Raw genomic sequence first — 11773 nt, 5'->3', positions numbered from 1 at the left:
TTCTGCACTTACTCTTATTTAAAAAAGACGAAAAAAAGCGAAGAAGATCATCTTCTCCGCTTGGCCTTCTTATTCAATTAAGAAATCCGTTTGATTTTTACATATTCTCTCGGACCAAATTCACTGCCTTTTTGTTTGCCATCCGCCTCAAACTCTTCATTGATAGGTCTGATAGAATCTTCCTGGATGACATCTGACTGATTATCTGCCCCAGGTATATAGAAATCACTCACTTCTGCCATGCTGATGACCCACGCTCCAGCAAACAGAAATGAAAAAATGGAAAGGGAAGCAATCACTTTACTTTTCATCATTCAACACCACCTACTGATAGTGTGTATAATTATTCACATTAATATTCAAATGTTTTTTTTATTTTTTTTTTGCCATTTATCACGTGTTTCTACCTATTTAATAAATTGAGTAGAAAACCGGATATATTCAGTCAGTGTGCCATGCAGGACGGTTTAATTTACGTTATAATTACTCTCGTAGTGATGATTAGACAGGAAATGAGTATTTTTTAAAATTTTCGACATGTTTCCACATAGAGGAACGAATATTCAAGCAGTTGGATATAAATCGGGAGAACGGAAAAACTTTAAAACAAATGTTTTTTCATCAGTACACCATTAATCCTAAGATTTTAAAATTGATTTTTACATAAAGGGGGTATATTGATGTCTCTTCTTCATTTGGCAATTATTGCTCCATTCCTACTTGCAGTGTTTGTCCCAATCTTGTACAAGCACATGAAAAAAGTTCATACTGGATGGTTTGTTTTACCTTTGCCTATTCTATTATTTGCTTATTTTGTTTCGTTTATTTCAACCACATCAAATAAACAGACTGTTACTGAATCATTCTCATGGATATCCGCACTTGGGATTGACTTCACAGCCAAGGTAGACGGACTTGGTCTTTTATTTACATTACTGATTACCGGAATAGGTGCTTTAGTTGTCCTTTATTCTATTTATTACTTATCGAAGGATACAGAGAAGCTCAACACTTTTTATGTTTACCTATTGCTATTCATGGGGGCAATGTTAGGTGTAGTCCTATCTGATAACCTTATCGTCCTGTACCTCTTTTGGGAATTAACCAGCTTTTCTTCCTTCCTGCTCATTGGATATTGGTACGATCGGGAAAAGTCTCGCTATGGTGCCCAGAAGTCGATGATTATTACGGTGTTTGGCGGGTTAGCGATGCTTGGAGGAATCATCCTTCTTTATATCATGACAGGCACCTTTAGTATTACTGAGATTATCGCTCAATCTGATGTCATTTTAAGTCATCCATTATTTGTACCAGCACTATTATGTTTTTTACTGGGTGCATTTACGAAATCGGCGCAATTCCCTTTCCATATTTGGCTTCCCGATGCAATGGAAGCACCGACTCCTGTCAGTGCCTATCTGCATTCGGCTACAATGGTCAAGGCAGGAATTTATTTAGTCGCAAGAATGAGCCCTGTGTTTGCTGAACATTCACTCTGGCTTTGGCTCATTGCTGGATTTGGACTCGTCACATTATTTTGGGGTTCATTCTCAGCAGTTAAACAGACAGATTTAAAATCTATTCTGGCATTTTCAACCGTCAGTCAGTTGGGGTTGATCATGTCCCTTTTAGGAATTGGCGCAGCTGCATTGCATTTCGATAATATTGACCCGGCCTTATTTACGGTCGCAACAACTGCTGCAGTATTTCATTTAATCAATCATGCCACATTTAAAGGCAGCCTGTTTATGGTTGTCGGCATTGTCGATCATGAAACAGGGACGCGTGATATTCGGAAGCTTGGCGGATTAATGAACTTGATGCCAATTACGTTTACAATCGCTATCATCGGTGCCTTTTCCATGGCTGGCTTGCCGCCATTCAACGGCTTCTTAAGTAAAGAAATGTTCTTTACTGGCATGCTTAGCATTCTAAATATGGATTTCAATTGGGGCATATTATTCCCAGTAGGCGCATGGATTGCCAGTGTGTTTACATTTATCTACAGCATGATCATTGTATTTAAAACGTTTACAGGGAAATATCAACCGGAAAAACTGGAGAAAAAGCCACATGAAGCGCCAATTGGGATGTTGATTTCACCAATCATCCTAGCTTCATTAGTGATTATTTTCGGGTTCTTCCCAAATATCCTTTCTAACTCAGTGCTTGAACCAGCATTACAAACCATTATGCCAGGTTTCGCTTTCGATGTTCATATAGGATTCTGGCACGGCTTCAACGCTGAGCTGCTTATGACAATCGGTGTAGTCGTAGTTGGGATTCTACTTTATCTCACCTTATCAAAGTGGAGAAGTGTTTATGGCATCTTCCCAGAGAAACTTGCATTGAATCGCTTCTATGATAACGGTTTAGATTGGATGCAAAAAGGATCACACAGTTTAACGAATTCATATATGAGCGGTTCGATCCGCAATTATCTCGCTTATATGTTCTCGTTCATCATCATTCTTTTAACTGCTACTCTTTTCGGAAAAGACGCATTTGCTGTCAATACTGAAAACGTTGCTGATATTGGGCCGCACGAAGTTATACTTGCTTCGATGATTGCAATAGCTTCGGTAGCTATCATGTTTACAAAGACAAGAATTACATCGATCATTCTGACAGGAACAATCGGTTATTTAGTTTCTCTATTCTTTGTCATTTTTAGAGCACCGGACTTAGCTTTAACTCAATTGGTTATCGAAACGATTTCAGTATCATTATTCTTACTTTGTTTCTATCATTTACCGAAGAAGCTAACAGATGATCCAGTGTCATTTAAAGTGAGAAATGCCATTATTGCTGTAGGAGTAGGAGCCGTTGTTACGTTAATTGCATTATCTGCTCATAGCAACAAGCTATTTGATTCCATTTCACAATACTATATAGAAAATACATATAGTGAAGCGGCTGGAGGAAATATGGTTAATGTTATACTCGTTGACTTCCGTGGATTTGATACGATGTTTGAAATCACAGTGCTCGGTATCGCAGCACTCGGTATTTATGGATTGATTAAACTTCGAAAGACTGGAGGGAAGAAATTATGAAAACAAATGATTTGATTTTACAAACCGCAACTAAGCTCATTTTGTTTCTCATTGTTCTTTTCTCCATCTACATCTTCTTTGCCGGGCATTATACACCTGGCGGAGGCTTTGTAGGTGGTCTATTAACATCCGGTGCCATTCTTTTATTATTACTGGCATTTGATTTAAAAATGGTTCAAAACATATTGCCTTTCAATTATCTCTATATGGTCGCATTAGGTTTGTTATTTGCAATCGGGACAGGAGCTGGAGCACTATTATTCAATACACCCTTCCTTACGCACGCATTTGGAGACATCCACTTGCCTGTTCTCGGTGAACTGCATCTTCATACCGCAACACTATTTGACTTAGGTGTTTACTTAGTTGTAGTTGGTGTAACTATGACCATTATTCAAACGATTGGGGGAGATGAATAATGGAAATATTAATGGCTTTTATCATTGGCATATTATTTATGTCAGCAACCTATTTAATGCTTTCTAGAAGTATCGTCCGTATCATTATTGGTACAACTGTTTTAAGCCACGGTGCTCATCTCCTGATCTTAACAATGGGCGGATTAAAAGGCGGATCTGCTCCACTTGTTGGAGAAAATGCGAGTGCTTACACTGACCCGCTTCCACAGGCTTTGATTTTAACTGCAATCGTCATTGCCTTTGGTGTCACTGCTTTATTCTTAGTATTAGGCTATCGATCCTACAAAGAATTAGGTACGGATAATATGGAAAAATTGAGAGGAACTGAAGGAAATGATTAACTTTTTAATATTACCTATACTGATCCCGTTAATCACGGGTGTCCTTCTTATCTTCGCGAATAAATCTATTAAGCTGCAAAGGTGGATTGCAGGCCTTTCAGCATTTTTAACAGTGATTGTTGCAGCACTGCTTGTCCAAAAGGTAAGGAACGATGGTGTACAAACACTGAATTTATCCAATTGGGATGCACCATTTGGCATCACTCTTGTTTCGGATATGTTTTCCGCCCTTCTCGTTCTCACAACAAGCATCGTGGCATTGGCTTGTGTGATCTATTCATTTAAAGGGATCGGTGAGGACAGGGAAAAATTCCATTACTATTCGGCTGTAAACTTTTTAATTGTCGGAGTAAACGGAGCATTTACAACAGGAGATATATTTAACCTTTTCGTGTTTTTCGAAGTCATGCTCATGTCTTCTTATGTCCTAATTATATTAGGGGGTACGAAAATACAGCTTCGTGAATCAATTAAATATATTTTAGTTAATGTGATCTCATCTGCTTTGTTTGTTATTTCAATCGCGTATCTCTACTCTGTAGTTGGTACTTTGAATATCGCGCATATCTCTGTACGGCTTAGTGAAATCAGCGGAGTATCACAGCCAGGCATCATCACTGTCCTCGGCGTTTTATTTCTAATTGTATTTGGTCTAAAAGGAGCCATATTTCCATTGTATTTCTGGCTCCCAGGTTCGTATTACGCGCCCCCTGCACCAGTGATGGCCCTTTTTGGAGCATTATTAACTAAAGTTGGGGTGTATTCAATTACAAGAACGTATTCAATGTTCTTCTATCAGGAGTCAGGCTTTATTCAACAATTGCTCATCATCCTTGCTATTTTGACAGTTATCGCCGGGATCATTGGAGCGCTTGCTTATTGGGATGTTAAGAAAATTGTTATTTACAATATTATCGTTGCAGTCGGTGTCATTTTATTCGGTGTCGCCACGATGAATATAGATGCCTTAACAGGATCAGTGTTTTACCTCATTCATGATATGATCATCAAAGCCGCACTGTTTTTACTTGTTGGGCTGATGGCAGCAATCGCAGGGACAAGCAATTTGCGCTCCATGGGTGGCATGATCAAGCGCTATCCTGGATTAGGCTGGACATTCTTCTTGGCTGCCCTTGCTTTATCAGGCATACCTCCTTTAAGCGGATTTGTAGGTAAGCTTCTAATTGTTCAAGGCGGATTTTCATCAGAGCATTATTGGGGAGCAGCCATTGTTCTTATTTCCAGTCTGCTTGTCTTGATTTCTATCATGAAGATATTTATCAATGGAATTTGGGGTAAACCTCGCTCCTTTGAAACTGAAAATAGCGTGCCATATAGAAAATTAATGATCGCACCTGTCATGCTCGTGGTACTTTCAATTTTTTATGGCGTAGGAGCAGATTTTGTTTACCCTTATATCTCTCAAGCTGCTGAGACACTAACGAATGCAAATATTTATATCGATGCAGTTTTAAAGGAGTAGTGAGTATGGCAAATCAAGTATTATTAAATGTGTTTCTAGGTTTCATGTGGATGTTCTTAACAACAACGTACGAACCAGTTGCATTTCTAAAGGGATATTTCTTCGGCCTGCTCATCATCTTTGTTTTTAGAAGGTTCTTTGATTCCCGGTTTTACCTACTAAGGGTGTTTGCTTTAATTAATCTCGTTTATATTTTTATAAAAGAATTAATACTGGCAAATATCTCTGTACTCAAAGTCGTTTTAGGGCCGACCCTTGATATGACGCCTGGCATTTTTGCCTTTCCAACCTCGTTAGAGAAGGATTGGGAGATAACAACCTTGGCAAACTTAATTACTTTAACACCTGGGACGCTAGTCATTGATATTTCTGAAGATAAAAAGATATTATTTGTGCATGCGATTGACTTGAAAGACGCAAAAGAAGAAATCGCAGCCATACAGGCAAGCTTTGAAAAAGCCATCATGGAGGTGAGCCGCTAAATGATTCAAACTGTTGTATATATCGCAATCATTTGCATAGCGGTTGCCATGATTACTTTGCTTTATCGAGTGATAAAGGGGCCTACATTACCAGATCGCATTGTTGCTCTTGATGCGATTGGAGTGAATATTGTGGCTATGGTTGCACTTATGTCCATTACGCTTAAAACAAGTGCCTTTTTAGAGGTTATTCTACTATTTGGTATTTTAGCTTTTATCGGCACAGTTGCCTTCTCCAAATACCTAGAGAAGGGGGTCATTATTGATGATGATCGAAATAGCTAAGTATCTTATTATCGCGTTCATACTGATTGGTGCCTTTTTTCATATAGTAGCAGCGCTCGGCGTCATCCGTTTACCTGATGTGTATACGAGAAACCACGCTGCTTCAAAAGCTGCCACACTCGGAGTTCTATGTATTTTAATAGGAACCTTCCTTTATTTTTACTTTATTGAAAATCATTTTAATTCTCGCGTGCTGTTAGGGATCTTATTTATGTTCTTGACTGCTCCAGTTGCTGGTCATTTAATCGGTCGTGCTGCCTATCATTCCGGTGCGAAAATGAGTGACCACAGTAAGCAGGATGATTATAAAGAGTATTTAGAAATACGTAATTCTAAAGAGTACCAAGAATACGAGGAGTATAAGAGAAAGCTTGAAGAATCGTAAAGCAGGCAGGTATTAAAAAAGCGCAAGCGCCTTGCTTACCTTCAGGCATGGCATAAGACGAGCCTCACGAAAAGGGTGTTCTTAATCCTTCTGGGTGAATTGGCTTATGACCATCGAGGGGGTAGACACTGGAGCTGGACATTTTTCTTATCCAATAAACAAAAACGGCCAACCTTTAAAATTGGGTTTGGCCGTTTTTGTTTATTTTATTTTTATTACTGCAATCGTACATCGAGATACGCAAATAAGCTTATCTTCTTCATCAGTAATCTTAATGTCCCACACCATCGTGGTTCTCCCTTGATGAAGGACAGTTCCTGTTGCAATAACGATTCCATCCTTCTTAGATCTAATATGGTTTGCGTTGATTTCAAGCCCAACAACACCTTCTGTTTCCTTGTCAACCAGCTCGTAAGCGCCAACGCTTGCAACTGTTTCCGCAAGAGCCACCGACGCTCCACCATGCAATAAACCAAATGGCTGTCTTGTCCTTTCGTCAACAGGCATTGTTGCAACGAGTTTCCCTTTTTCATTTGAAACTAGTTCAATCCCTAGCGTATCAATTATAGTCCCACCTTGATACATTACAATCTCCCCTTTTTATGTATTTGAAATTCTTCTTTCACATTATAGCTTATTTGTCGCAAAATTAGGAAAACAAACGTTTTGCTACATAGGAAAAGCTACTTTAACATAAATATAGGGAAGTAACAAAACCATTGGAAGGAGAAAGCCTATGTACCCCTACTACTATTCTCCCTACTGTCAGCCCTATGGGAACACATCAACCTATCACCCCAACCAGCCACCTATTTATCCAGCTCCAGCTTTTCGATCATTTCCATCTGTTGATCCCAGTATGTTCATACACTCAGCCAAGGAAATGGAAGGATTGATGAAAAGCGCCAGTGCCTTATTAACAAAAATGGCCGAGTCCCGCCAGTTTTCCTATGAATTAATGACGGCTGCTCAGCAATCAAAAATAACCAAGGTGGAAAGCTTAATAAAATCCACAGGCGTTAGCAATATACCCAAAGTCACTTACACACCTGACGGCCTTCGCCTTAACTTTGAATCCAAAGCAGATAAGAACGCAGGTCTTTCATTAAAATTAAAGTGGATGTAATTCTTCTTCAATAACTAAGTGTAAAAAAAGCACTCAGCAAATGAGCGCTTTTTTCTATCCATTTATTTAATAACCGTACGGGCCATATGGGCCAGGTCCATACTGTCCGGGACCAGGTCCGTATGGGTATGGGCCATATGGGCGAGGTGGTGGGCCATAAGGTCTTGCTATTAAAGGGTAAAATAAAGCACTGCCCGCAAGTCCTCCAAGCAAGCCTCCAACAAATGGTGCTGCAAACGGGAAAAATCTTTCTCCTCCTGGTTGAGGATGTCTATAATAATATTGCATCGGGGTACCTCCTTAATTAGAGTTTGCCTACACTATTAAGTATGCAAATATCATGGTTTTAGAGTGGGCTCTTAGTGCCTAAACAAGAAAAGCGGAGGCAATAACGATGCGATGCTAAGTTTGACATCACCCTTTTAATTCATTTCAAAAACAAAATGGCATTCATTCTTCAACGAATGAATGCCATTTTCAAGTTGTCAACTAGCTTTTGGAACCCATTATTCCATCTATAATCCCATATTGCTTTGCTTCCTCAGCACTCATAAAAAAGTCTCTGTCAGTATCTTTTGCTATTTTATCAAGTGGCTGATTGGTTCGTTCAGCAATGATTTGGTTGATATGCTCCCGAAGCTTAATAATTCTTTTGGCAGATATCTCTATTTCTGTTGCTTGGCCGCGCACGCCTCCAAGTGGCTGATGAATCATGATTTCACTATTCGGTAATGCAAAACGCTTACCCTTCGTCCCCGCAAGGAGAAGCATCGCTCCGAATGAGGCAGCCATTCCAGTACAAATGGTTCGAATATCCGGCTTGATGTATTGCATCGTATCATAAATAGCGAAACCTGCTGAGGTCGAACCTCCGGGGCTATTAATATAAAGCGAGATGTCTTTCTCACCATCTTCTGCGGCTAAAAATAATAACTGCGCAACTACGTTATTCGCCATATGATCATTGATTTCCTCACCAATCATAATAATTCGGTCCTTTAATAGCCGGGAATAAATATCGTAGGACCGCTCTCCACGGCTTGATTGCTCCACTACATAAGGAATCGTACTCATATCAACTAACTCCTCCTTTGTTTAATTTTAATGACAGTTAAGCTGCCATACAGAAAGTGTTCGAAGGTGTTGATATATATGGTTTAGCGATAGAAGGAGAAACTTTTTCTTCATGGAAGTATGGAAGAAGCTCTAATAATATTTCTGGGTTTTGAAATTTGAGCGCATCATAAAATAACGGAAAGACCTGTTCGCGCAATTCTTCATCCCAAAAGGAATCTGTTTTTCCAGCAGATTCTTTTCCTAGGCGAGTCTTTGCACGATAAAGAATCCCTTTTATGGCAGACTCATTCATCTCTAATAGCTCAGCAATTTCATGGGATTTAAATAAAAAGGCTTCTTTGAGCGTGAATATAAGCGCCTGCTTCGGTGTCAGTTTTTCTAGAAGTGTTTCTACCGTTTCATTTAAATGCTCCTGGTCATTAGAAATTTCATCCGGGACTTCAGTTAGCGTTTCCTTTTTTCGCTTACGAACGGTATCAATCCAATGATGGTAAGCGATTTTATTTAATAAAGCGGGTGTAACTCTTTCGCTTAATCTGTAATGCTTCCAGGCTTTCAAAAGGGCCTCTTGTGCGACATCCTTACCATCCCATTCATTTTGGCATAGAAAACAGCAATACCGTACCAATCCGGGATAGAAGTTTAAGATAGTCTCCTCTGCTTCTTTATGCTCCATACCTTCACTGCTTTTTCCATACATTTCCTTCACTCCTTCAACCACTTTCTAATTTTCTAACGAAAGAGAAGATAAAAAAGATACGGGTACTTTAATTTTTTTTAATATGCCTTGGCCCAATAAACCAAGGAATTTGCTTCTTTCCCACAGCATACGCATTCAGATGAAATTGCGTCCTCTGCAAATGGCATGCATCTTGAAGTCGCGCTTGTATCTTCTTTAATTTGATCTTCACAAGCTTGATCTCCACACCACATCGCCTTAACAAAACCTGTTTTCTCTTTAAACGTTTGCTTCAGCTCTTCATAATTATATGCTTCATATGTTTTATTTTCGCGGTGTTGCTTTGCTTTTTCAAAAAGAGATGTTTGAATGTCTGTTAGCATCTCTTGTATGCTAGCTTCTAAATTTTCATTTGATACAATGATTTTTTCTCCTGTATCTCTTCGCGCTAAGATCACTTGACCTTTTTCAATGTCCTTTGGCCCCACTTCAAGTCTAAGTGGTACACCTTTCATTTCATACTCATTAAATTTCCAGCCGGGCTTTTTATCACTTGCATCAATCCCCACACGTGCAATGTTTGAAAGCGTCTCTTTTAACTGATAGGCATAATCGAGAACCCCTTCTTTATGTTGTGCAATTGGAACGATCATCACCTGCGTTGGTGCAGCTTTTGGCGGAATAACCAACCCTCTGTCATCCCCATGAACCATAATCATCGCCCCGATAATTCTTGTGGTAAATCCCCAAGAGGTTTGTTGAACATGGCGAAGCTTTCCATCTTTATCAGTGAATTGGATACCAAAAGCCTTGGCAAACCCATCTCCGAGATGATGAGAGGTACCGGATTGCAGCGCCTTTCCATCATGCATTAAGCTTTCAATTGTATAAGTATATTTTGCCCCAGCGAACTTTTCCTTTTCCGTCTTCTTCCCTTTTAATACAGGAATAGCAAGGATGTTTTCACACACTTCTGCATAAACCTCCAGCATTTGCACAGTCTCTTCATGTGCTTCCTCATCTGTTGCATGACAGGTATGGCCTTCTTGCCAAAGAAACTCAAGCGTACGCAAGAAAGGTCTTGTTGTCTTTTCCCATCTCACCACATTTGCCCATTGATTATATAACTTTGGCAAGTCACGATAAGAATGGATGATATTTTTATAATGCTCACCAAACAACACTTCTGAGGTTGGACGGACACAAAGCCGCTCAGCAAGCTCCTCGTCCCCTCCATGGGTCACCCATGCTACTTCAGGGGCAAATCCCTCAATATGATCCTTCTCCTTTTGCAGGAGGCTCTCAGGAATAAATAGAGGCATATACACATTCTCATGTCCCGTCTTCTTAATCCGATTATCTAATTCTGCTTTAATATTTTCCCAAAGAGCATATCCATAAGGCCTAATAATCATTGACCCTCGAACGCTGGAATAATCTACTAAATCTGCTTTTTTCACAACATCTGTATACCACTGGGCAAAATCTTCATCCATTGCTGTTATTTCTTTAACAAATTCTTTTCCCATTCCTTCACACCTCTTTTTTTGTAAATAAAAAAAGCCTTGCCATCAAAATAGGGACCAAAAAATTGGCGGTACCACCCTAATTCAAAGCAAAGCTTTACACTTTCACATGATAACGGTTTGTTTATACAATCCGCATTATCTTCATTGCAGCCCCAGTGGGCAACAATCCGACAATGAACTCCGAGGCAGGTTCACATGAATGTTTATAGGAATCTTCCAGCTAGCGGACTCCCTCTCTGCAATAAACGATTTCATCTTACTTATCCTCTTCAACGTTTAACTATTTTTTGAAGATTATATATAGAATGACATTAAAAGTCAAATGAATTTGAAAAGTGGGGACGGTGAGCCGGACTTGGTTTTTTAGGAAAGGAAGGGTTTAGCAGCTATTTACCGCTTCGGATGCGGTTTCTTGCTGTCGAATTGCTTTTTCTAGTCGGCGTTGTTACTTTTCTAGTCGTCATTCCTCCACTTCACGAAATAAAAAACCCCCTCCTGTTTACTTACAATAAAGTCCTTAAAAAAATATTAAAGTTGTTTAATTCTTGGACTAACGTGGCAGTTTAGCGCAATAGGAAAGTAGAAATTATTAGTTAATCTATTTTTTAGGAGGAATTTATGAGCTCTAATACTATACATTCACTATTTGAGTATAACAGGGAGGTCAGAGATAAATGGTTTGAATGGTGTGAGGAATTATCTGAAGAAGTGTTATTGATGAAAAGAAATGGTGGTTATGAAGGGATTTTACATACATTATTTCATATTGTTGATGTAGAACAATGATGGATTAGAGGTCTATCCAATATTGTTGATGTAGAACAATGATGGATTAGAGGTCTATCCAATGATGAAGCAGTAAAACATAACTTTGGATGACACTTTAAAATTTTCCTACACTCCTAGAAACT

The 11773-nt window shown here is 39.2% G+C and carries 14 protein-coding genes, 1 pseudogene and 1 other annotated feature; of the genes and pseudogenes, 9 read left to right on the top strand and 6 right to left on the bottom strand.

Annotation, left to right across the window (positions count from 1 at the left end; translation table 11 throughout):
• Nucleotides 1-77: 77 nt before the first annotated feature.
• Nucleotides 78-314 (bottom strand): hypothetical protein, encoded by a 237-nt coding sequence (locus J2S17_RS13510; RefSeq protein ID WP_307475672.1) that lies wholly within the window; start codon nt 312-314, stop codon nt 78-80.
• A gap of 366 nt (nt 315-680) precedes the next feature.
• Between J2S17_RS13510 and J2S17_RS13505 the strand changes: the two genes are divergently transcribed.
• The 7 genes from J2S17_RS13505 to mnhG are packed head-to-tail and all read left to right on the top strand — an operon-like array spanning nt 681 to nt 6451.
• On the top strand, nt 681-3056 hold the full coding sequence (locus J2S17_RS13505; protein WP_307475670.1) for a Na+/H+ antiporter subunit A: 2376 nt from the start codon (nt 681-683) through the stop codon (nt 3054-3056).
• A complete protein-coding gene (locus J2S17_RS13500) occupies nt 3053-3475 on the top strand; it encodes a Na(+)/H(+) antiporter subunit B (protein ID WP_307475668.1) in 423 nt (140 codons plus the stop codon). The genes J2S17_RS13505 and J2S17_RS13500 overlap by 4 nt, the downstream gene beginning before the upstream one ends.
• Nucleotides 3475-3816 (top strand): Na(+)/H(+) antiporter subunit C, encoded by a 342-nt coding sequence (locus tag J2S17_RS13495; RefSeq protein WP_307475666.1) that lies wholly within the window; start codon nt 3475-3477, stop codon nt 3814-3816. Before J2S17_RS13500 ends, J2S17_RS13495 begins: the two co-directional genes overlap by 1 nt.
• Nucleotides 3809-5299, top strand: a complete 1491-nt coding sequence (locus tag J2S17_RS13490; RefSeq protein WP_307475664.1) for a Na+/H+ antiporter subunit D — start codon at nt 3809-3811, stop codon at nt 5297-5299. Before J2S17_RS13495 ends, J2S17_RS13490 begins: the two co-directional genes overlap by 8 nt.
• Nucleotides 5300-5304: 5 nt before the next feature.
• Nucleotides 5305-5781 (top strand): Na+/H+ antiporter subunit E, encoded by a 477-nt coding sequence (locus J2S17_RS13485; RefSeq protein ID WP_307475662.1) that lies wholly within the window; start codon nt 5305-5307, stop codon nt 5779-5781.
• Nucleotides 5782-6066: a Na(+)/H(+) antiporter subunit F1 gene (locus J2S17_RS13480; protein WP_307475660.1), complete on the top strand. Its 285-nt coding sequence runs from the start codon at nt 5782-5784 to the stop codon at nt 6064-6066.
• Complete coding sequence (gene mnhG, locus J2S17_RS13475) at nt 6050-6451, top strand: monovalent cation/H(+) antiporter subunit G (RefSeq protein WP_307475841.1); 402 nt, start codon at nt 6050-6052, stop codon at nt 6449-6451. The genes J2S17_RS13480 and mnhG overlap by 17 nt, the downstream gene beginning before the upstream one ends.
• A gap of 201 nt (nt 6452-6652) precedes the next feature.
• Here the strand turns inward: mnhG and J2S17_RS13470 are convergent, their stop codons facing one another.
• The gene (locus J2S17_RS13470) at nt 6653-7036 is read right to left on the bottom strand and encodes a hotdog fold thioesterase (protein WP_307475658.1); all 384 of its coding nucleotides are present in this window, start codon (nt 7034-7036) and stop codon (nt 6653-6655) included.
• A gap of 151 nt (nt 7037-7187) precedes the next feature.
• Between J2S17_RS13470 and J2S17_RS13465 the strand changes: the two genes are divergently transcribed.
• Entirely contained in the window at nt 7188-7577 is a 390-nt protein-coding gene (locus J2S17_RS13465) for a YuzC family spore coat inner layer protein (RefSeq protein WP_307475656.1), read from the top strand.
• Nucleotides 7578-7643: 66 nt separating this feature from the next.
• Here the strand turns inward: J2S17_RS13465 and J2S17_RS13460 are convergent, their stop codons facing one another.
• From J2S17_RS13460 to proS, 4 genes are all read right to left on the bottom strand, one after another.
• Nucleotides 7644-7865 carry a hypothetical protein gene (locus tag J2S17_RS13460; RefSeq protein ID WP_307475654.1) on the bottom strand — a complete coding sequence of 74 codons (222 nt, stop codon included), beginning with the start codon at nt 7863-7865 and terminating at the stop codon, nt 7644-7646.
• 201 nt (nt 7866-8066) lie between these two features.
• Nucleotides 8067-8651, bottom strand: a complete 585-nt coding sequence (gene clpP / locus J2S17_RS13455; RefSeq protein ID WP_307475652.1) for an ATP-dependent Clp endopeptidase proteolytic subunit ClpP — start codon at nt 8649-8651, stop codon at nt 8067-8069.
• A gap of 37 nt (nt 8652-8688) precedes the next feature.
• Nucleotides 8689-9354: a sigma-70 family RNA polymerase sigma factor gene (locus tag J2S17_RS13450; protein WP_307475650.1), complete on the bottom strand. Its 666-nt coding sequence runs from the start codon at nt 9352-9354 to the stop codon at nt 8689-8691.
• Between the two features lie 77 nt (nt 9355-9431).
• Entirely contained in the window at nt 9432-10862 is a 1431-nt protein-coding gene (gene proS / locus J2S17_RS13445; RefSeq protein ID WP_307475648.1) for a proline--tRNA ligase, read from the bottom strand.
• Between the two features lie 46 nt (nt 10863-10908).
• Nucleotides 10909-11144, bottom strand: a binding site (T-box leader).
• A gap of 336 nt (nt 11145-11480) precedes the next feature.
• Between proS and J2S17_RS13440 the strand changes: the two are divergent.
• A pseudogene (locus J2S17_RS13440) lies at nt 11481-11642 on the top strand (DinB family protein); the annotation flags it as partial.
• Nucleotides 11643-11773 lie beyond the last annotated feature (131 nt).

Source organism: Cytobacillus purgationiresistens (assembly GCF_030813235.1).
Taxonomy (GTDB): Bacteria; Bacillota; Bacilli; order Bacillales; family Cytobacillaceae; genus Cytobacillus; species Cytobacillus purgationiresistens.
The sequence above is the reverse complement of the archived record's forward strand: the minus strand, read 5'-3'. Positions and strand labels throughout refer to the sequence as shown.